At 66.5% G+C, this 19,496-nt stretch carries 19 protein-coding genes; 10 read left to right on the top strand and 9 right to left on the bottom strand.

Annotated features, from left to right (window positions below):
* Window positions 1-2: 2 nt before the first annotated feature.
* The 3 genes from ACREE8_RS07550 to ACREE8_RS07540 all read right to left on the bottom strand — a co-directional run bounded on the left by ACREE8_RS07550 (window position 3) and on the right by ACREE8_RS07540 (window position 2,894).
* Window positions 3-1,262, bottom strand: coding sequence for a sarcosine oxidase subunit beta family protein (locus tag ACREE8_RS07550; RefSeq protein ID WP_431572372.1), 1,260 nt, complete (start codon window positions 1,260-1,262; stop codon window positions 3-5).
* Between the two features lie 141 nt (window positions 1,263-1,403).
* Window positions 1,404-2,285: a glycosyltransferase family 2 protein gene (locus ACREE8_RS07545; RefSeq protein ID WP_431572371.1), complete on the bottom strand. Its 882-nt coding sequence runs from the start codon at window positions 2,283-2,285 to the stop codon at window positions 1,404-1,406.
* Window positions 2,286-2,303: 18 nt separating this feature from the next.
* Window positions 2,304-2,894, bottom strand: coding sequence for a dTDP-4-dehydrorhamnose 3,5-epimerase family protein (locus ACREE8_RS07540; RefSeq protein ID WP_431572370.1), 591 nt, complete (start codon window positions 2,892-2,894; stop codon window positions 2,304-2,306).
* 251 nt (window positions 2,895-3,145) lie between these two features.
* Between ACREE8_RS07540 and ACREE8_RS07535 the strand changes: the two genes are divergently transcribed.
* Together ACREE8_RS07535 and pncA are read left to right on the top strand one after the other, a co-directional pair.
* Entirely contained in the window at window positions 3,146-4,141 is a 996-nt protein-coding gene (locus tag ACREE8_RS07535) for a lipid A deacylase LpxR family protein (protein WP_431572369.1), read from the top strand.
* Between the two features lie 89 nt (window positions 4,142-4,230).
* The gene (gene pncA, locus ACREE8_RS07530; RefSeq protein ID WP_431572368.1) at window positions 4,231-4,872 is read left to right on the top strand and encodes a bifunctional nicotinamidase/pyrazinamidase; all 642 of its coding nucleotides are present in this window, start codon (window positions 4,231-4,233) and stop codon (window positions 4,870-4,872) included.
* A gap of 13 nt (window positions 4,873-4,885) precedes the next feature.
* Here the strand turns inward: pncA and ACREE8_RS07525 are convergent, their stop codons facing one another.
* The 6 genes from ACREE8_RS07525 to ACREE8_RS07500 form a co-directional block, all read right to left on the bottom strand.
* The gene (locus ACREE8_RS07525; protein ID WP_431572367.1) at window positions 4,886-5,599 is read right to left on the bottom strand and encodes an ABC transporter ATP-binding protein; all 714 of its coding nucleotides are present in this window, start codon (window positions 5,597-5,599) and stop codon (window positions 4,886-4,888) included.
* On the bottom strand, window positions 5,596-6,336 hold the full coding sequence (locus ACREE8_RS07520) for an ABC transporter ATP-binding protein (protein WP_431572366.1): 741 nt from the start codon (window positions 6,334-6,336) through the stop codon (window positions 5,596-5,598). Before ACREE8_RS07520 ends, ACREE8_RS07525 begins: the two co-directional genes overlap by 4 nt.
* Entirely contained in the window at window positions 6,324-7,319 is a 996-nt protein-coding gene (locus ACREE8_RS07515; RefSeq protein ID WP_431572365.1) for a branched-chain amino acid ABC transporter permease, read from the bottom strand. The genes ACREE8_RS07520 and ACREE8_RS07515 overlap by 13 nt, the downstream gene beginning before the upstream one ends.
* Entirely contained in the window at window positions 7,316-8,197 is an 882-nt protein-coding gene (locus ACREE8_RS07510; protein WP_431572364.1) for a branched-chain amino acid ABC transporter permease, read from the bottom strand. Before ACREE8_RS07510 ends, ACREE8_RS07515 begins: the two co-directional genes overlap by 4 nt.
* A 266-nt stretch (window positions 8,198-8,463) precedes the next feature.
* Window positions 8,464-9,786: an ABC transporter substrate-binding protein gene (locus ACREE8_RS07505; RefSeq protein ID WP_431572363.1), complete on the bottom strand. Its 1,323-nt coding sequence runs from the start codon at window positions 9,784-9,786 to the stop codon at window positions 8,464-8,466.
* Between the two features lie 128 nt (window positions 9,787-9,914).
* Window positions 9,915-11,324 carry a hypothetical protein gene (locus tag ACREE8_RS07500; protein ID WP_431572362.1) on the bottom strand — a complete coding sequence of 470 codons (1,410 nt, stop codon included), beginning with the start codon at window positions 11,322-11,324 and terminating at the stop codon, window positions 9,915-9,917.
* A gap of 31 nt (window positions 11,325-11,355) precedes the next feature.
* Between ACREE8_RS07500 and ACREE8_RS07495 the strand changes: the two genes are divergently transcribed.
* From ACREE8_RS07495 to ACREE8_RS07460, 8 genes are all read left to right on the top strand, one after another.
* Window positions 11,356-11,736, top strand: a complete 381-nt coding sequence (locus ACREE8_RS07495) for a hypothetical protein (protein ID WP_431572361.1) — start codon at window positions 11,356-11,358, stop codon at window positions 11,734-11,736.
* A gap of 99 nt (window positions 11,737-11,835) precedes the next feature.
* On the top strand, window positions 11,836-12,666 hold the full coding sequence (locus ACREE8_RS07490; protein ID WP_431572360.1) for an FAD binding domain-containing protein: 831 nt from the start codon (window positions 11,836-11,838) through the stop codon (window positions 12,664-12,666).
* 5 nt (window positions 12,667-12,671) lie between these two features.
* Window positions 12,672-15,446: a molybdopterin-dependent oxidoreductase gene (locus ACREE8_RS07485; protein ID WP_431572359.1), complete on the top strand. Its 2,775-nt coding sequence runs from the start codon at window positions 12,672-12,674 to the stop codon at window positions 15,444-15,446.
* 1 nt (window position 15,447) lies between these two features.
* Window positions 15,448-16,938: a 6-hydroxynicotinate reductase gene (locus tag ACREE8_RS07480; protein WP_431572358.1), complete on the top strand. Its 1,491-nt coding sequence runs from the start codon at window positions 15,448-15,450 to the stop codon at window positions 16,936-16,938.
* A 1-nt stretch (window position 16,939) separates the two neighbouring features.
* The gene (locus ACREE8_RS07475) at window positions 16,940-17,839 is read left to right on the top strand and encodes a UPF0280 family protein (protein ID WP_431572357.1); all 900 of its coding nucleotides are present in this window, start codon (window positions 16,940-16,942) and stop codon (window positions 17,837-17,839) included.
* Complete coding sequence (locus tag ACREE8_RS07470) at window positions 17,832-18,416, top strand: amino acid synthesis family protein (RefSeq protein WP_431572356.1); 585 nt, start codon at window positions 17,832-17,834, stop codon at window positions 18,414-18,416. The genes ACREE8_RS07475 and ACREE8_RS07470 overlap by 8 nt, the downstream gene beginning before the upstream one ends.
* Window positions 18,413-18,997, top strand: a complete 585-nt coding sequence (locus ACREE8_RS07465) for an amino acid synthesis family protein (RefSeq protein ID WP_431572355.1) — start codon at window positions 18,413-18,415, stop codon at window positions 18,995-18,997. The genes ACREE8_RS07470 and ACREE8_RS07465 overlap by 4 nt, the downstream gene beginning before the upstream one ends.
* A complete protein-coding gene (locus tag ACREE8_RS07460; protein WP_431572354.1) occupies window positions 18,994-19,494 on the top strand; it encodes a MarR family winged helix-turn-helix transcriptional regulator in 501 nt (166 codons plus the stop codon). The genes ACREE8_RS07465 and ACREE8_RS07460 overlap by 4 nt, the downstream gene beginning before the upstream one ends.
* Window positions 19,495-19,496 lie beyond the last annotated feature (2 nt).

Genomic DNA, 19,496 nt, shown 5'->3' with positions numbered 1-19,496 from the left:
CCTTACTGCTTGTAGTTCCAGTTGCCGGCGCCATGATCGTCGAGCTCGGCACCCTTCTCGAAACGGTCGAGGCTGAAGCAGCGATTGAGCTCATGCTCCTCGCCCTTCGCGATCGTGTGGGAGAAGGTCCAGCCCGAAGCCGGGATGGCCTTGAAGCCCTGATAGCACCAGCCGCCATTGAGATAGAGATCGGGCACCGGCGTGCGGCCGATGAAAGGCGAGCCGTCGGGGGTCATGTCCATGATGCCGGCCCAGTGGCGCAGCAAGCGCAGCCTCGACACAGCCGGGATCAGCGAGACCGCGCATTCCGCGACGCCCTGGATCTTCGGGAGCTGGCCGCGCTGGGTATAGTTGTTGAAGCCGTCGATATGGCCGCCGAACACCAGGCCGCCCTTGTCCGACTGCGAGATATAGAAGAGCTCGGCGCCGAAAGAGACGACGTGATGGATCAGCGGCTTGATCGGCTCGGAGACGAAGGCCTGCAGCAGATGACTTTCGACCGGCAGCCGCAAGCCCGCCTTGGCCGCGACATGCGAGCTGTGGCCCGCAACCGCGATGGCGGTCTTGCCGGCGCGGATGGGACCCTTGGTCGTCTCGACACCCGTGACCTTGCCCTGCTCCATGCGGAAGCCGGTGACTTCGCAATTCTCGATGATATCGACGCCGAGATCGCTGGCGGCGCGCGCATAGCCCCAGGCGACGGCATCGTGGCGCACCGTGCCGGCACGCTGCTGGAACAGGGCACCCACGACAGGAAAGCGCGCGGCGTCGCTGTAATCGAGATAAGGCAGCAGCTTCATGACCTGGCCGCGATCGAGCAACTCCACATCGATGCCATGCAGCCGCATGATGTTGCCCTTGCGCGCCAGCACATCCATCTGTGACGGATTATGGGCCAGGCCGACCTGGCCGCGCTGCGAGAGCATCACGTTGAAGTTGAGGGTGTGGGACAGACCCTCCCAAAGCTTCAGCGAGAACTCGAAGAAGGGCGTGTTGCCGCCGATCATGTAGTTCGAGCGCACGATTGTCGTGTTACGCCCGACATTGCCCGAGCCGATATAGCCCCGCTCGATCACCGCGACATTCTTGATGCCGTGATTGGCCGCCAGATAGAAGGCCGTGGCCAGCCCGTGCCCGCCGCCGCCGATGATGACGACGTCATAGCTCGGCTTGGGCGCCGGCGACCGCCAGGCACGGGGCCAAGGGCTCGAAGGAAGGAGGGCGTGGCGGAGAAGGGAGAGGGCCGAATAGCGTTTTGCCAAGGCGGGAAACCCGAACTGATGCTTTAGCGCGGGGATGATAGGGACATGAGAGACGCGCCGGCTGTCAATAGCGACGGGCATTAGCGACAGGGCGTCGCCAAACCCCTCATTTTCAGGGGGCGACGCCGCCCTCCGGCCAGGCTATGTCCGGCCGGGACCCCCGGCGGGGCCGCGGCCTCCCCAACGACGCGCCAACCCGGCCTTGAGCAGCCGTCCGCCCTTGGCGGCCGTCCGTTTCAAGGTCAGCGTGTCGAGCTCCTCCCGGATCGCCTCCCGGGCCAGCGCATCGGCGGCCTGGCGCCAGATCGCCTCCCGAAATCCGGGCTCCTCGAATCGGGCCCGCCAGGCGGCCAGCTCGTCGGCCCGCTCCCGGTCCGTCAGGTTCGGCCGGGCGCTGCTGGCCGTGCAGATGCAGGTCGGCACCATGGCCGATCGGGCCCGGCACCAGGGCTCGGCCAGGAATTGCCGCCACATATAAAGGTCGGTCCAGGGGAACTCGGGCGGGGTGGTACGCCAGCCGTGGGGCAGCTTCCGGTAGGCTTCCAGCGTATGGCCGGCGAAGGTGAAATCGAACCGGTTGAAGAGCTGTGTCAGCATCAGCCGGCGGAATTCGGGATTCTCCAGATCGGCCGGCAGGAACCGCAGAGCGCCGTCCTCGTCGATGCCGATATGGAGCGTGTGGCCGAAATCGACCTCCCGCAGCAACCGGTCCAGGGTCTCGAGATGTTGTGGCATCCAGGCATCGTCATCGCCGAGATAGGCGACGATCCGGCCGGTCGCTTGTTTCAGCGCCTCGTGGCGATGGATCTCGCCCTTGCGCGGCCCCTTCGGAAAATCGAAGAAGCGGATCCGGTGATCGGCCGCGCCCAGCTCGCGCATCATCTCGCGCGTGGCGTCGCCGACACCGTCGCCCACCACGAACAGCTCGAAATCCTGCAGGGTCTGGCTCTGCGCGCCGGCGATCGCGTGGCGCAACGGCGCCACATGATTATGGGTCGGGATCAGGATGGTGGCGGCCGGCATCGAGATCGGGTCAGCGCCTCATGAGCGGGAAGGCACTCCGCCTGCCGCCTCGAACTCGCGCAACAGGATCTCGAAACCGGGAAGATCGGCATCGCGCGGCAGCAGGATCGGATCGGGCGACGGCCAGTCGATCTCCAGAGCAGGATCGTCGAAGCGGCATCCGGCCTGATCGACACCGTCGTAATAGGCGCTGAGGCCGTAGAGATAAGTGACCGGGTCATGGGCATAAATGCCATGCGCCACACCGGGCGGGATGATCAGGACCTGGGGCACCTCGCCATCCGCCTTGAGCGTCATGCCGCGTCGGAAGCTCGACCTGTTGCGGCGCAGATCGGCCAAACCGATCGTCGCCTGGCCACCGACGACGACGATATAGTCGGTGCGCAGCCGGTGCACATGCACCCCGCGCAAGACGTGGCTTCTCGTATTGATGAAATCCCACTGCACCGGCCGCGCTGCCAGTTCCCAGGAGTCGCGGTGAATTTCGCAAAGACTGCCGCGCAGATCGCGGGCAGGCATCAGGGGGCGCAGTCGAACGCCGGCGATGGCGACAGGCTTCACTTTCACATCGACGTCCGTCGAATCGACGTCGCTGACGAGATCGCCCACTCTTATTCCCCTGCAATTGGCCGCGCCATCCCCTGCGCGACAACCACGGAACTTCCGGCTATCCCCTCAGTTAGACTACCGCTTTCGCCCACCGCTGCCCAGCCGCCCGTTCCTGATCACTGGACCCGTGACTTCCGGCCGTCTATCCGGTCATTCTTGGCTGACCGTCGCTCAACCGCCTCGGAGAGATCGTTCTGGCTGTCAGCCTTGACGTCACCACCGACATCGCCAAGCGGACGGCGCGGTCCCTGATGCGGCCGCGGAAGATCGCGGCCGTTCTTTGTGCGGTCCTGCTCGGGCTCGGCCTTGCCCCGTCGGCCCGGGCCGACGATCTCGAGGACGGAACCTTCAATGTTGTCCTCGAGAACGACCTCTTCGCCGGCTTCGACCATGACTACACCAACGGCATCCAGGTCTCCTGGACCTCCGGGAAGGACGACGCCCCGTCCTGGGCGGTCGACGCCGCCCGCTGGCTCCCCTTCTTTGCCAACCACGGCGACGTCCGGGTCACTTATGGCATCGGCCAGAGCATGTACACGCCGGACGACATCACGCTTTCCGACCCTCCCGCCGACGACAGGCCCTATGCGGGTTGGCTCTACGGGTCGATCGGCCTGACGGAAGAGACAGGGACGCGGCTCGACCAGCTGCAATTGCAACTCGGCATGGTCGGGCCCGCCTCGCTCGCCGACAAGGCCCAGACCTGGATCCATGGGATCATCGGCGCTGACAAGCCCCAAGGCTGGGACCATCAGATCAACAACGAGCCTGGAATCGTCCTCACCTATCAGCGCAGCTGGCGCGCCTTCGTGTCCGGCGACATCTGGGGTTTCTCCTTCGATGCCACCCCCCATCTCGGCGGCGCGGTCGGCAATGTCTTCACCTACGCCAATGGCGGCGCCACCTTCCGGTTCGGCTGGAACCTGCCGAACGATTACGGTCCGCCGCGCATCGAGCCCAGCCTGCCGGGCTCCGGCTTCTTCGAGCCCCAGGGCGATTTCGGCTTCTATATCTTCGCCGGCCTGGAGGGGCGGCTGGTGGCACGAAACATCTTCCTCGACGGCAATACTTTCGAGGACAGCCGCAGCGTCAACAAGAACCCCCTGGTCGGCGACGCGCAGGTCGGGATCGCCTTCACGATCCGGGCCGCGCGCCTGGCCTATACCCATGTCTTCCGCACGCCGGAGTTCGAGGGCCAGAACGACGCCGACAAATTCGGCGCGCTCAGCCTGTCGCTCCGCTTTTGACACTGGCGGATCGGTTGATCTCCCCCTGGGCCCGCCTTAGACTCGGGGCCAACGTCGCAACGGCATTGGATTCAGGGAGAGCATCGCCCGTGGCCGCCCTCAGGAAAGAGAGTCCCAACGCGGGCCTCATCGTCATCGATCTGCAGAACGATTTCTGCCCCGGCGGCGCGCTCGCCGTCACCGGCGGGGACGAGATCGTGCCGCTCGTCAACCGGCTCATCGGTTCCTTCGAGCATGTGGTGTTGACACAGGACTGGCATCCCGCCGGCCATTCGAGTTTCGCCTCGACTCATGACGGACAGGCGCCCTTCTCCGCGGTCCAGATGTCCTACGGCTCTCAGACGCTCTGGCCGGATCACTGCATCCAGGGCACGACCGGCGCCGAATTCCACCCGGAACTCGCCGGGACCAAGGCCGAGCTCGTCATCCGCAAGGGCTTCCGCCGGGCGATCGACAGCTATTCCGCCTTTTACGAGAACGACCGCAAGACCCCGACCGGCCTCGCCGGTTATTTGCGCGAGCGCGGCCTGACCAAGCTGGCCCTGGTCGGCCTCGCGACCGATTTCTGCGTCGCCTATTCGGCGCTGGATGGCGCGCGCCTCGGTTTCGAGACGACGGTGCTGCTGGATGCCTGCCGCGCCATCGATCTCAATGGCTCGATGGCGACGGCCCGGCGGCAGATGCAGCTGGCGGGCGTCAATCTGGGCGAGGCCGCGCGGCTGGTTGCCTAAGCCCCTCGGGGCATCAGGCTGACCGCAACCCGACCCCGACATAACGCTGTAGGGGCGTTGGATCGGATCGGAGGCCGGCGACATCGCTGGTCTGCTTCACGGTGCCATTCTCGATGAAAGCGACCCGGTCCGCGACCGATAAGGCCGCCTCGACCCGCTGCTCGACCAGGATGGTGGCCACGCCCTGCGTCTTTAGCAGCCTGACCGTGTCGAGGATGGTCGCGATCATGCTGGGCATCAGCCCCTCGGTCGGCTCGTCCAGCAGCAGGACGCTCGGCTCCAGGCAAAGCGCCCGAGCGACGGCCAGCATCTCCTGCTCGCCGCCGGAGAGCGTCCCGGCGGCTTGAGCGAGACGCGCCTTCAGGACGGGGAACAGGGCCAGGACGCGCTCGCGCACCGAGGCCCCCCGGTCGCGGGTCATGAGGCCGATCGTCAGATTCTCCTCGACCGTCAGCTCCGCGAACAGGCGGCGGCCCTGCGGCACATAGGCGATGCCGCGGCGCGGGATCTCATGCGCCGGCAGGCCGCTCAGCTCGACCTCGCCGAAGAGCACCCGCCCCGAGCGCGGCTTGATCAGGCCCATGATGGTCTTGAGCGTCGTGGTCTTGCCGGCGCCGTTGCGACCCAGGAGACACAGCACCTCGCCCGGCGCCACGCTCAGCGAGAGATCTCGCAGCACTTGGACGCGCCCATAGAAGCAGCTCACGGCATCGAGGGTGAGGGTCATGTGCCGAGATAAGCCCTCTGCACCTCGGGATTCGCCCTGATCTCGGCCGGCGTCCCTTCGGCCAGGATCGCGCCGTTGTTCATCACCGTGACGCGGTGGGCCAGCTCCATCACCACCGGCATGTTGTGCTCGATCAGCAGCACGGTCGCTTCCTCGGCGATCTCGCGGATCAGCGCGCAAAACCCGACGATCTCTTCTTCGGAGAGGCCTTGCGTCGGCTCGTCGAGGATCAGGAGCTTGGGCGCCAACGCCAGCCCGATCGCCACCTCGAGCAGGCGCTGATGGCCATAGGGCAAGGTCGAGGCCAGGACGGGCCCGCGCCCGGCCAGCCCGACCTGCGCCAATGTCGCCTCGACCTTCTGCGCGAGTTCATCCGCGCCGGCGCCTCTTGGCAGCTCGCGCTGCGCCGCCAGGGCCACATTGTCGAAGCAGGTCAGGTTCTGGAAGACGCTGGTGATCTGGAAAGTATAGGCGATGCCGCGCTCGACCCGCGACCAAGGGCGCAAGTCGGTGATGTCCTCGCCCTCGAACAGCACGCGGCCCGCGCTGGACTGGATCCTCCCGCAGATCATGCCGACCAGCGTGGTCTTGCCGGCGCCGTTGGGTCCGATCACCGCACGAATCTCGCCGCGCTTCACCGACAGATCGACCGCGTCGACCGCGCGCAGGCCGCCGAACCGGCGGCTCAAACCTGCCGTCGTCAGCAGCGGCGCTTCCGGTCCATTCACGGCAGCCATGGCAGCCATTTCTGCCGGAGAGCGCCGAGGATGCCCTTCGGAAACCAGAGCACCAGCAGCACCAGCGCCACGCCGACGATCAGCATATAGCTCGAGGTATATTCGCTGGAAATATCGATCAGATAATACATCAAGGCCGTGCCGAGCAGCGGCCCCAGGATCGTGCCCTGCCCGCCCAGCAGCACCCACAGCAACGGCAGGATCGAATACTGGATGCCGGCGAAGGTCGAGCCGACATAGGAGAAGAGCAGCGCGTAAGTGGCGCCGGCCGCCGCCGACAGCGTGCCCGAGAGCGCGAGCGAGCCCAACTTGTAGCGGAAGCTGTGATAGCCCAGCATCACGGTCCGCGCCTCGTTCTCGCGGATCGCCACCAGCACGCGGCCGATGCGCGAGCGGACCAGGAAGAGCGAGACCAGCAGGCTGATGGTGAACAGCAGCAGCGCCAGATTGTAGCGGATCGGCGGCGAGACCAGGGTGAGCGGTCCGTCCTCGCTGCCCGTATCCCAGCTCCAGGCGCTCAGATCGATGACGAAGCCCTGGTCGCCTTGGGTGATCTCGTTGAAATAGAGCGTCAGGAGGAAACAGGCCTGGGCGAACATCAAGGTCACGATCATGAAGGAGACGCCGCTGGTGCGAAGCGCGATCATGCCGACGAGGAGCGAAAGGGCGAGGCCTGCGACGAGGCCGACCAGGAAGGCGGAGAGCGGATCGAGTCCCAGATAATAGGCGCTGAGGCCCGCGCCATAGAGACCGGCCGCGAAGAACATCGCATGGCCGAGGCTCATCAGGCCGGTGTAACCCAGCAGCAGGTTGTAACCCATGGCGTAGCTCGCCAGGATCATGATCCGGCTCATATTGGTGTGGTCATAGGCCGGCAGGAGGAACTGCAGCGCGAACAGCGCCGTGATCACGCCCAGATGCAGCCAGAGCGGCCGCCGATCCGTGTGACGCGCTGCAGCGACCGGTGCAACGGCCAGGCTCATCGGGCACTCCGGGCGAACAGCCCTTCCGGCCGGAACACCAGCACCAGCGCCACCAGCAGGGTCGCGATGATCTTGGAGAGCGTGCCGGAGAAGAAGACCGAGATCATCCCGTCGGAAAGCCCGATCACGATGGCCGCGATCACCGTGCCGCGCAGGCTGCCGAGCCCGCCGACGATGACCGTGATGAAGGAGAGCAGCAGCGGATCGAGCCCCATCAAGTAATGGGCCTGCTGGATCGGCACGATCAGCACGCCCGCGACCGCCGCCAGCATCGCGCCCAGCGCGAAGATCATCGAATAGACATGGGCGACGGGGATGCCGAAATTCTGCGCGGTTTCGCGATCGAACTGCGTCGCCCGCATGACGAGGCCGATGCGCGTGCGCATCAGCAGGAACCAGGTCAGCAGCAGCAGCGCCGCCGAGGCCGCGACCACCACCAGCTTGTAGCCGGAATAACCGAACCAGGGGAACAGCACCCGGAAGCTGATCGGGGGCTCGACCGGATGGGCATCGGGCCCATAGAAGGTCAGCACCAACTGCTGGATGATGTAGAGCATGCCGATGGTGGCGACGATGGTTGCCTCGGGATTGTAATTGAGCCGGGCCAGGACCAGCCGGTCGGCGCTCCAGGCGATGGCGCCCACCACCAGCGGGCTCAGGATCAGCGCCAGCAGGAACCCCAGCGCCGGGATGCCCGGCACCAGGCTGCTGAAGCCATAGGCCAGCACCGCCCCCAGCATGAAGAACTCGCCATGCGCCACATTGACGATGCGCATGACGCCGAACACCAGCGACAGCCCCAGCGCTGTCAGCGCCAGCACGAAGGCGGCGACGGTTCCTTCCAGGAAGGCCAGGAGAAGATGGGGGCCGAGACTCATGTTCGGATGCAGGGAGGCGTGATGATCCGTTTCGGCCCGTTGCTCGGGATCATTGGCCCACGAATCACGAAAGCTTCCCCCTCACCCTACTCTCTCCCCCCGCTCCGCGTGAGGAGAGGAAGATAACTTCTGAAAGCTCGGCGTCGGCTTCACCATATTCTTTCCTCTCCCCCTCCTTGGAGGGGGAGAGGGTAGGGTGAGGGGGAGCCGCTCCGGTCGCCGAAACAAGCCGCACAATCAACGTCGAACGCCCGCGGCCAACCGCGTCAGAGCGGCTTGGTCGTGTAGTCCGTTTCGGGCGGATAGAGCCCGTCCTGGATCGCGGTCTTATGGACGACGTTCAGCCTGCCGCCCTCGACCTCCGAAATGTATTGGTGGCCGTAGCACTGGTGGAGCTTGCCGTTGAAGGTCTTGTCGCCCTGGGGATGTTCGTCGCCCTCGGGGAAGACCGTCATCGCCTCGACCGCCTGGATCAGCATGCCTTTGTCATGGAAGGTCGGCTTCTGATAGCCGCTCTTCTCCATGCCGGCCTTGATGACATAGAGCGTCTCCCAGCAGCCGAACATGTGGGAATAGGTCGAGACTTCCTTCGGATCGGCAGTCGAGGCGCCATTGCCGTCGACACCGACCGCGGCGCGGTAATGTTTGTCGAAATCGGTCTGGTCCTGCTGGGCGTAGCGCGGATAGGCCTCCCAGAAATAGGTGCCGTCCAGATATTCGAGGCCGGGACTCTTCAGGTCGGTGGCTTCGAGCGAATCGATGAAGCCGAAGATCTGCGGCCGGGTCGAGCCGAAATGGTCGCCCATCTCCTTGACGAAGGTGAGCACGCCGGGGCCGACCATCACGTGATAGATGACCTCGGTGTCGACCGGGATCTGCGCGAAATATTTCGAATAGGAGGTCTCGGTCGGCGCCACCGGAATGAGCGCCGAGATCGAGCCGCCCTGCTCCTTGATCGCGGCCGAGAAGAAGTCGCGATGGTCATAGCCGAACGCATAGTCCGGATAGATCATCGACACCTTCTTGCCGAGATTGTTCGCGATCCAGGGCGCCATCGAGATCACCTGCGATTTCACATCGGTGATGCCGGGTTGGAAGGTGTAGCGGTTCAAGGCACCCGACGCGACGTGATGGCCTTCGCTGACGACGAAGTAAGGCATCTTGAGCTGCCCCGCGGTCGGTGCCGATCCCATCACCACATGGGAGAACAGCGTGCCGAACACCGCATCGACCTTGTGCTTGGTCGCGAACTTCTCGACCACCTCGGCGCCGCGCTTCGGATCGGTGCCGTCATCCTCGGCGATGATCACGATCTGGCGGCCATTGATGCCGCCGGCATCGTTGATCAGCTTGACCGCGGCAGTCGTGGTCTGCTCATACCAGCGCCCATAGGCGGCGCCGATGCCGGTGCGATGCACCTGGAAGCCCAGCTTGATCGGCTCGGCGGCTTGCGCCTGGATGAAGCGCATCGGCGTCGGCAGCAATCCCGACGCGGCGGCGGCACCGGCGGCAGCGCCCAGTCCCTTGACCAGGCTGCGGCGCGTGACGAGCGAGCCGTTCGATTTCCTGATGGTCCCCTTGGCAGTCATCGTCGCGCCTCCCCAGCGTTGAGCGGTGGCCCGCACGCTTTTCCCGCGCGGGCACCGGTTCTTGTTATGGCGAACGTTTGCATAGAAATGAAATCACGCGACCCGGCAAAAGGCAATATGGCGGCCCTTCATCCAATCGTAGGAGCCGCCAGCAGCCAGAGCCCGAACAGCGTGTAACCGATCATCAGCAGCGCCAGGGGCCATTGGCTCGCCAGGGCGGCGCGCTTGTCGGGAAAGCGCTCGATCGCGATCAGATGGGCCAGCAGCACCGCCAGGATATGGACCAGCACCACGGCACCCGCCTGTGCCGAGAAGATGATCCAGACCGACCCCATGTCCGACAGGAATGAAACCCTGACATGGGGATCCGCGATCCCCAGGAGGTGCCAGCCCCAGCCGAACGGATCGTCGATCGAAAACACCGCATATTGGGCATTCACCAGGAACGACGTCAGGTAATGGGCGAAGTGGTAGCCGATCGAGATCGGCAGGATCGACAGGACGAAGGCGCCCAGCAGCGTGCCGAGGTCGATCCGCCCGCCGGCCAGGCGCGCGCCCAGCCCCATTGCCAGACCGTAAGCCGCACCGAGCAGCAGCCAGGCCCCCATCAGCCCCAGGCTGTTCGGCAGCATGAGGGCGGTCCGGCCCGGAAATTCGAGCGGATTGACGTCCCAGGAACCGAGCCACCAGAAGGTCTTGTCGAGCCCGTCGAAGGAAACGGTCGCCAAGGTCAGCAGCACGAACAAGGCACCGCTCAAGGGCAAGGGCCCAAGCTGCAGCAGCCCGCGCCCGGGCAATCCCAAAGAGAGCCGATATCGCTTGCTGAGACCGGTCGAAAGATCCGGCTCGACCGGTTCCGCACGCAAGGGCGCCAGCAGCGCCACGAAACGGAAGAAGACCGCAAAGCCATCGCCCTTGGCGAGCCAGTTTCGCTCGCCGAACAGCACCATGCCGGCGAGGGTGATCGCCGAATAGGCCAGGATCGCCTCGGCCAGCCGCGCGGGGTCGTCGGGCGCCGGGTCGATCAGCTCGAACCAGGCGAACCCCAGGAACAACAGGATCGCCGGCCCATAGCCAAACCAGGGCGGATATCCCAGAAGGCCCGGCGACGAACCCGTGTCGCCCGAAAGCCGCCGGATCAGCCGATAGGGCGCCAGCCAGGGATTGAGCAAACTCCAAAGATTGCCGAACAGGGCCTGCGCGACCGTGAGCCCGCCCCACCAGATCGTCCAGATGAAGAGCGGCAGGGGGTTCGACAGCGGATCGCGGCTGCCATAGATGCCCGCAATCAGCAGAAGGACCAGGAGCAGGAAGCTGGCCGCGCTGATCGCGACCCGCGGCAGCGCCGGCCAGACGCCGAGATCGAGCCGCGCGGTGGCGATGCGGCGCAGGAAGCCGTCAGGAACCGCCAGCAGCAAGAGGAAGGAAGCCGCCACCACCAGGGTACCACCGACGATGTAGTAATGCGTCGGCAGCAGCAGCACGAAGCCCTTGTCGGAAGCATGAGCCCAGGCGGGAGCGGCTACAACGGCCGACAAGAGGCTTCCGAGCCATAGACGCAAAGGCCAAATGGCGGGTCTCAATGCGACCCTGCGTCGGGTGTCACGGATGGGGCTGTTTCTTGATGCAAAAAAGATCACGATCGTTCGTTCCGCTGCAAAGCCAGTCTGGACCGAATCCAGCATTCATTCTTCTAGGTCTGATCGGATTCACGAAGAAGCTCCACGTCATCGCCGCCGTGGCCGCGATGAGAGGAACCGCAATCGCAGCACAAATCCAGAAGCGGCGCGTCTCCCGCCACCTATGGGCATCGAATGCCTTTGTGACGGCGAAGCCGGCGCAAATCCCGAAGAAGACGACAGCCAGGAATTGCATGGACCAAGGCAACCACTATTGGGGCGAGCCGCCATCATGGGGGAAAGGCGAGCCGGCAAACAAGGCTCGCCTTGACAGTTTCGGGCCTCCCGGAGATCATTTGCATACGAATGAACCCCTGCGGGCCGCGGGGTGCGAGGCCAGTGGAGAGACGGGCCCCATGTTCAAATTTTCATGTTCCTGAGACCGACAAGCCTGCGCGAGGCGGTCGATGCCTTGGCGACGCCGGGGATCCAGATCCTGGCGGGCGGCACCGACTTCTACCCGGCGCTGGGCGACCGCCATCTCTCGGCGCCCGTGCTCGATATCACGGCGGTGCGTGAGCTGAGCGGCATCCATGAGGAGCCCTCGCAGTACCGCATCGCGGGCGGCACGACCTGGAGCGAGCTGGTCGCCACGCCCCTGCCCCGCTGCTTCGATGCGCTCAAGGCCGCCGCGCGCGAGGTCGGCTCGATCCAGATCCAGAATCGCGGCACCGTCGCCGGCAATCTCTGCAACGCCTCGCCCGCCGCCGATGGTGTGCCGCCGCTCCTGGCGCTGGATGCCGAGGTCGAGCTGATGTCGCGCGCGGGCACGCGCCGCCTCAAGCTCGACGATTTCATCACCGGCTATCGCAAGACCGAACGCCGGCCCGACGAGCTGGTCACGGCGATCCTGGTGCCGCGCAAGATCGAGGGCCCGTCGGTATTTCTCAAGCTCGGCGCGCGGCGCTATCTGGTGATCTCGATCGCCATGGTGGCCGTCATTCTCGAAGCGGACGGCAAGGGCCTGGTGGCGCAGGCGCGGATCGCGGTCGGTTCCTGCTCCGCCGTGGCGCGCCGCCTGCCCGAGCTGGAGAGCGCGTTGCAGGGAGCCGCCATGGCCGCCGGAATCGGCGACCGGGTCGAGCTCTCGCACCTGGCGGCCCTGGCGCCGATCGACGATATCCGCGCCACGGCCGCCTATCGCCGTGATGCCGCGCGCACGCTGGTGGCGCGCGCCCTCGAGCAATGCGTGGCGGGCTGATCGCCATGGATCGTCCCGACACCAGCATCGGCTTCACCCTCAATGGCCGCGCGGTCAATGTCGCGACACCGCCGGGCCAGCGCCTGACGCGGGCCTTGCGCGATGAGCTCGGCCTTACCGGCACCAAGGTCGGCTGCGACGCCGGCGATTGCGGCGCCTGCACGGTGCTGCTCGACGGCGAGCCGGTCTGCGCCTGCCTGGTGGCCGTCGGCCAGGTCGAAGGCCATCGGGTCGAAACCATCGAAGGCCTCACCGCCAGCTCGCCCGTGACGCAAAAGCTGCAGGACGCGTTCCTTCGTCACGGCGCCGCACAATGCGGCATCTGCACGCCCGGCATGCTGGTCGCGGCGACGCGGCTCCTGGAGCAGAACCCGCGCCCGACCGAGGCCCAAGCCATGGATGCGGTCGGCGGCGTGCTCTGCCGCTGCACCGGCTATCGCAAGATCGTTTCGGCCATCCTGGACCAGGGCGAGCCGGGCGTCGCCGATTCCGATCCCGTTGCCGGGAGTGCGGTCGGCAAGCGGCTGCGCCGTGTCGACGGCAAGCCCAAGACCGACGGCACCGAGATTTTCGGCGCCGACGAGACGCCGGCTCATTCGCTGCTGCTGCGCGCCATCCGCAGCCCGCATCACCATGCGCGGTTCAAATTCGGCGATCTCGACCGCTATGTCGCGAGCCATCCGGGCATCGTGAAAGTCGTGACCGCCAAGGACGTGCCGGGCGTCGATTGCTACGGCCCGATTCCGCCCTTCGCCGACCAGACTGTCTTCGCCCATGACGCGGTGCGCTTCCGCGGCGAGGCGGTGGCGGCGGTCGTCGGCCAGCCGGCCGCGATCGCGGCGCTCGATCTCACGAAATTCCCGGTCGTCTGGGAAACGCTGCCGGCCCTCACCAGCATGGCGGCGGCGCTCGACGAGACGGCGCCGCTGGTTCATGACAAGCGCCCCGGCAATATCCTGACGCGCGGCCGCGTGGTGAAAGGCGATGTCGAGGCGGCGCTGGCCTCGGCACCGGTCACGGTCGAAGGCGAGTTCGAGACCGGCTTCGTCGAACATGCCTATATCGAGCCCGAGGCCGGCTTCGCGCGGCGCGTGGGCGACCGGATCGAGATCCAGGTCTGCACCCAGGCGCCCTACATGAATCTCGAGGACATCGCCAAGATCCTCGGGATTCCGCAGAGCGCAGTGCGCATCATCCCGACCGCCGTCGGCGGCGGCTTCGGCGCCAAGCTCGACATGTCGGTCCAGCCCTTCCTCGCGGTCGCGGCCTGGGTGACCGGGCAGCCGGTGCAGATGGTCTATACGAGGCCGGAATCGCTCATGGCCTCGACCAAACGGCATCCCTCGAAGATCCGCGCGAAGATCGGTGCCGCGCGCGACGGCTCGCTGCTGGCGATCGATGTCACAGCCGATTTCAATACCGGCGCCTATTCCTCCTGGGGCCCGACGGTCGCCAACCGCGTGCCGGTCCATGCCTCGGGACCCTATTACGTGCCGCATTACCGGGCGCTGACGCGCGCGGTGCATACTCATCTGGTGCCGGCGGGCGCCTTCCGCGGCTTCGGCGTGCCGCAAGCAACGCTGGCGCAGGAGCAGCTCTTCGACGAGCTCGCGGACAAGCTCGACATGGACCGCCTCGAGTTCCGCATCAAGAACGCGCTGCGCGGCGATCAGCCGACAGCGACGGGCCAGGTCATCGGCGAAGGTGTCGGCATCCGCGCCTGCCTCGAAGCGTTGCGGCCGCGCTGGCAGGCCGCCCGCGCGGAGGCCGCCGCCTTCAACCGCAGCACGAAAACGCCGATGCGCCGCGGCGTCGGTGTCGCCGGCATGTGGTATGGCTGCGGCAACACATCGATGGCGAATCCCTCGACCATGCGGACCGGCCTCAAGCCCGATGGCCGGGTGGCGCTGCATCAGGGTGCGGTCGATATCGGCCAGGGCTCGAACACCGTCATCCTGCAGATCTTTGCCGATGCGCTGGGGGCACCCATCGATCGCATCGATCGGGTCGCGGCCGATACCGATCTGACGCCCGATTGCGGCAAGACCTCGGCCTCACGCCAGACCTTCGTGTCGGGCAAGGCCGCGGAGCTGGCGGCACGGGCTTTGCGCGCACAGATCCTGCGCGCCGCCAATGCGGGCGAGGACGCGAAGATTCAGTTCGGGTCCGACCATGTCACGGTCCAGGACGGCGCCCACGAGCGGCGGATCGATCTCAAGACTCTGCCGGTTGATGCGCGCGGCTATGTGTTCGCCGAGGAAGCGACCTTTAATCCGCCGACCACCGGCCTCGACGAGAACGGCCAGGGCGTGCCCTACGCGGTCTATGGCTTCGGCGCGCATCTGGCCGAGATCGAGGTGGATATGGACCTCGGCACGGTGAAGCTGACCGCGCTCACCGCCGCGCATGATGTCGGCCGCGCCATCAACCCGACGCTGGTCGAGGGCCAGATCGAGGGCGGCGCCGCCCAAGGTCTGGGGCTCGCCCTCATGGAAGAGTTCCTGCCCGGCCGCGGCGAGAATCTGCACGACTATCTGATCCCCTCGGTCGGCGACATGCCGAAGGTCCATTCGATCCTGATCGAGGATGCCTCGCCGGTCGGCCCCTTCGGCGCCAAGGGCATCGGCGAGCAGGCGCTGATTCCGACCGCGCCGGCGATCTTCAACGCCATCTTCGACGCCACGGGTGCCCGCATTCGCCGCGCGCCCGCGACCCCGGACCGGGTGCGCGCGGCGATCCTGGCCACGCGATTGCGGGTCATGGGAAAGGAGGGCGGCTGAGATGTCTGCGTCTCCGACGAGCGCCACGGGACCCGCAGGGGCCGACGGCAAGATCCGCTGCGATGCCTGTCCGGTCATGTGCTACATCAAGCCCGGTGCCGTCGGCGCCTGCGATCGCTATGCCAATCATGACGGCCAGATCGTCCGCGTCGATCCGCATCTGCTGCTGAACCGCACGGTCTTGCAAGGCGGCAGCGTGGTGCCGTTCGGGCGCGCCGGCTGGGACGGGCAGCTGGTCAATGGTGGCGGCACCTTCGTCACCGCGATCGGCGCAGGCACGACCTATCCCGACTACAAGCCGGCACCCTTCATCGTCTCTTCCGAGATCGACGGCGTCGACATGGTCACGGTGGTGACCGAGGGCATCTTCAGCTATTGCGGCGTGAAGATCAAAATCGACACCGACCGGTATTTGGGGCCCGAGCGCAATCCGGTGCGGGCCAAGGGCGAGGCGGTCGGCCATGTCACGACCGGCGAATATGGCTCGCAGATGCTGTCGCTGGGCGGCGTGCATCATTTGACGGGCGGCAGCAAGAAGGAAGGCCGCGTCACCTGCGAGACCCTGCTCGATCTCTGCAACGGCAAGGCGGTCGAGCTCACGGTCGACGAAGGCGCCGCGGTCCTGGTCCAGGCCGGCAAACCGCCGGTCGTCAACGGCACCGCCGAGGAGCGGATGCGCGTCGGCTGCGGCTCCGCCACCATCGGCATGTTCGCGCGGCAATGGTTCGGCAAGGTCGACGAGGTGGTGGTGGTCGACGACCACATCACCGGCGTGCTCTCCGAGCATCAGGCCGGCAAATATCTCGGCATCGGCGAGACCGGCATCCGCATGAAGGGCCGGCGCTCCACGCCCGGCCGCTATTTCCAGGTGGCCGAGCCCGGCACCGGCTGGGGTGGCACAAATATTTCCGATCCGCTCTCGATCCTCGAGCCCTTCGACAAGAAGGTGGCGAAACCCGGCACCTCGATGCTGATGGTCAGCACCACCGGCGAGCAATATGGCTTCTATCGGCTGAACGAAGCGCTGCGGCCGGTCGAGGAGGAACTGCCGGAGGCTTTGCGCGTCTCGGTCGAGCGCATCCGCGAGAATTGCGAGCCGGCGCTCTGCACCGTTCTCTTCATGGGCGGTGCCGGCGGCTCGCTGCGCGCCGGCGTCACCGAGAATCCGGTGCGGCTGACGCGCTCGGTCAAGGAGTCCCTCACCCGCGTCACCTGCGGTGGCGCCCCGGTTTATATCTGGCCGGGCGGCGGCATCACCTTCATGGTCGATGTCACCCGTGTGCCCGAGAACGGCTTCGGCTATGTGCCGACACCCGCCCTGGTGGCGCCGATCGAATTCACCATGACGCTCGAGGATTACGCCGCGCTCGGCGGGCATCTCGACCAGGTGCGGCCGCTGGCCTCGCTCGATCGCGGCAGCGACCGGCGCGAGGTGACGCCCCATGCCGACAATCCCTGGCCGATGACGCCGGTGCATGGAAGCGGCCGATAACATGGCCCGTGCGCAGATCGCCCTGTTGCCCGACGGCCGCCGGCTGCATCTGCAGGACGGGCCGATCGACCTGATCATCGAGGCCTGGGGTGCGCACGGGGCTGTCGAGGCCGCCTATCGAGCCGCGGCCGATCGTTTCGTCACGATCCTCGACGAGCTTTGCACCGAGCTGCCTTTGCTCCGCAGCGCGGCCGATTCAAGCCGATGCGAGCTGACGGGCATCGTCGCCCGGCGCCTGCATGCGGCGGTCGCGCCTTTCGCGAACGACATCTTTATTACGCCGATGGCGGCCGTTGCCGGGGCCGTGGCCGAGGAAGTCCTGGGCGCGATGACGGCGGCCCCGCTCGCCCGTGCCTATGTCAACAATGGCGGCGACATCGCGCTGCATCTGGCGCCGGGCGAGGCCTTCACGATCGCCATGATCGACCGGCCCGACCGCCCCTCGCTCTTCGGCACCGTAACGATCGCGGCCGAGGAGCCGGTGCGCGGCATCGCCACCAGCGGCTGGCGTGGCCGCAGCTTCTCGCTCGGCATCGCCGATGCGGTCACGGTGCTGGCGCCGACGGCGGCCATGGCCGATGCCGCGGCGACCGTGATCGCCAATGCCGTCGATCTGCCGGGCCATCCCGGGATCCTCCGCGTTCCGGCGACCGATCTTCAGCCCGACAGCGATCTGGGCGGGCACCTCGTCACCCGCCATGTCCCGGAATTGACGCGGGGCCAGATCGCCGCGGCGCTCGACGCCGGTGAAGCGGCAGCCCTATCGTTGCAGGCACGAAACCTCATCGCGGCAGCGGCCCTGCATCTTCAAGGCCAGACCCGGTTTATCAGCGTCGCGTCCGACAATATCGCACCGCAGCTCCCCAACCCGGCCCTTATGAAGGCGACCGCCCATGCATGATGTGATCCTGCGCAAATATCTGATCTCGGTCGAAGAGATCTATCACGAAGGCGGCCCCGCCCCGGCCAAGCCGCTGAAACGGGGCATTGCGCTCGCCGTGATCCACAACCCCTTCGCCGGCCGTTATGTCGAGGAGATCGCCGGCTTCATGGACGATCTCAAGCCGCTCGGCACGCGCATGGCGAAGGACCTCATCGCGGCCTTGGGCGACAACGCCAAGGCGATCGAAGGCTATGGCAAGGGCGCCATCGTCGGCGCGGGCGGCGAGCTCGAGCATGGCGCGCTCTGGCATGTGCCGGGCGGCTATGGCATGCGCGAGATGCTGGGGAACGCCAAGGCGATCGTGGCCTCCACCAAGAAGGTCGGCGGTCCGGGCACGCGGCTCGACATACCGGTCACCCACATCAACGCCTCCTATGTCCGCAGTCATTTCGACGGCATCGAGGTCGGCATCACGGATGCGCCGCGCGCCGACGAGATCCTGCTGGCGCTGGTCATGACGACGGGGCCGCGCATTCATGCCCGGGTCGGCGGGCTCAAGGCGAGTGAAGTCAAGGGAGAGGACGGCCTCAGATGAAAGCCAGGATCCGCAAGATCGTCACCGTCGTGGAAGAGACCAGCCAGGAGCTGGGCCATGACGTGAAGCCGCCGGTGCGCCGCGCCGCCGCGGTCGCGGTCATCGAGAACCCCTTCGCCGGACGCTATGTCGAGGATCTGGCCGAGTTGATCGATATCGGCGAGGAACTGGGCGGGCTGCTGTCGGAGCGCGCGGTCGCGGCGTTGGGCATTCCCGGAACCAAGGTCGAGAGCTATGGCAAGGCCGCGGCCGTCGGCGAGAATGGCGAGCTGGAGCATGCGGCGGCGATCCTGCATCCGAAGCTGGGTGCCCCCTTCCGCAAGACCCTGGGCAAGGGTGCCGCCCTCATCCCCTCTTCCAAGAAACGCGGCGGGCTGGGCGTGGCGCTCGACATCCCGCTGGGCCACAAGGACGCCGCCTTCGTGCGCAGCCATTTCGACGGCATGGAGGTGCGGGTCCATGACGCGCCGCGCGCCAACGAGATCATGGTCGCCGTGGCCGTGACCGACAGCGGACGGCCCCTGCCGCGCGTCGGCGGCCTGACCAAGGCCGAGATCAAGGGCGAGGACGGCCTCCGGTGAGGGCCCGGGCCGCCTCGAACCTGGCGCTGGTTGCCGAAGGCGTGAGCGCGCCGCGGCTGCGCAAGAACGGCCGCGCCACGCCGATCGCGCATTACCGGCTCGACGACCAGGTGGGATTCATGCTGCGCCGGGTCAGCCAGCGCCATGTCGCGATCTTCGCGCGCCATATGGAGAAAGACATCACGCCCACACGCTGGGCGACGCTGGCCAAGCTCTATGAGGAAGGCCCGACCACGCAGAACCGCCTCGGCCGCCTGACCGCCATGGATGCCGCCACCATCAAGGGCGTGGTCGACCGGCTGATGAAGCGCCATCTGATCGAGACCCGCGCCGATCCCGAGGACGGGCGCCGTCGCGTGGTGGCCCTGACCGAGGCCGGCCAGACCCTGGTCGAGCGCTCGCTGGCGCACGCCAGCGCCCTCAGCCGCGAGACCCTGCAGCCCTTGAGCCCCCGCGAGCAGGCGTCACTGCTGGAGTTGCTGCGCAAACTGGCCTAGGG

This window comes from Hypericibacter sp. (genome assembly GCF_050729195.1).
In the GTDB taxonomy this organism is placed as follows: Bacteria; Pseudomonadota; Alphaproteobacteria; order Dongiales; family Dongiaceae; genus Hypericibacter.
Note: the sequence above shows the minus strand (reverse complement) of the source record. Positions and strands in the feature narration are given on the sequence as shown.

Excerpts from the sequence above, each read along its gene's own strand:
- ACREE8_RS07545 (WP_431572371.1), bottom strand. The coding sequence starts at position 2,285 with ATGCCGGCCGCCACCATCCTGATCCCGACCCATAATCATGTGGCGCCG.
- ACREE8_RS07535 (WP_431572369.1), top strand. The coding sequence starts at position 3,146 with ATGCGGCCGCGGAAGATCGCGGCCGTTCTTTGTGCGGTCCTGCTCGGG.
- ACREE8_RS07525 (WP_431572367.1), bottom strand. The coding sequence starts at position 5,599 with ATGACCCTCACCCTCGATGCCGTGAGCTGCTTCTATGGGCGCGTCCAA.
- ACREE8_RS07520 (WP_431572366.1), bottom strand. The coding sequence starts at position 6,336 with ATGGCTGCCGTGAATGGACCGGAAGCGCCGCTGCTGACGACGGCAGGT.
- ACREE8_RS07515 (WP_431572365.1), bottom strand. The coding sequence starts at position 7,319 with ATGAGCCTGGCCGTTGCACCGGTCGCTGCAGCGCGTCACACGGATCGG.
- ACREE8_RS07510 (WP_431572364.1), bottom strand. The coding sequence starts at position 8,197 with ATGAGTCTCGGCCCCCATCTTCTCCTGGCCTTCCTGGAAGGAACCGTC.
- ACREE8_RS07505 (WP_431572363.1), bottom strand. The coding sequence starts at position 9,786 with ATGACTGCCAAGGGGACCATCAGGAAATCGAACGGCTCGCTCGTCACG.
- ACREE8_RS07495 (WP_431572361.1), top strand. The coding sequence starts at position 11,356 with ATGGCGGGTCTCAATGCGACCCTGCGTCGGGTGTCACGGATGGGGCTG.
- ACREE8_RS07490 (WP_431572360.1), top strand. The coding sequence starts at position 11,836 with ATGTTCCTGAGACCGACAAGCCTGCGCGAGGCGGTCGATGCCTTGGCG.
- ACREE8_RS07485 (WP_431572359.1), top strand. The coding sequence starts at position 12,672 with ATGGATCGTCCCGACACCAGCATCGGCTTCACCCTCAATGGCCGCGCG.
- ACREE8_RS07480 (WP_431572358.1), top strand. The coding sequence starts at position 15,448 with ATGTCTGCGTCTCCGACGAGCGCCACGGGACCCGCAGGGGCCGACGGC.
- ACREE8_RS07475 (WP_431572357.1), top strand. The coding sequence starts at position 16,940 with ATGGCCCGTGCGCAGATCGCCCTGTTGCCCGACGGCCGCCGGCTGCAT.
- ACREE8_RS07470 (WP_431572356.1), top strand. The coding sequence starts at position 17,832 with ATGCATGATGTGATCCTGCGCAAATATCTGATCTCGGTCGAAGAGATC.
- ACREE8_RS07465 (WP_431572355.1), top strand. The coding sequence starts at position 18,413 with ATGAAAGCCAGGATCCGCAAGATCGTCACCGTCGTGGAAGAGACCAGC.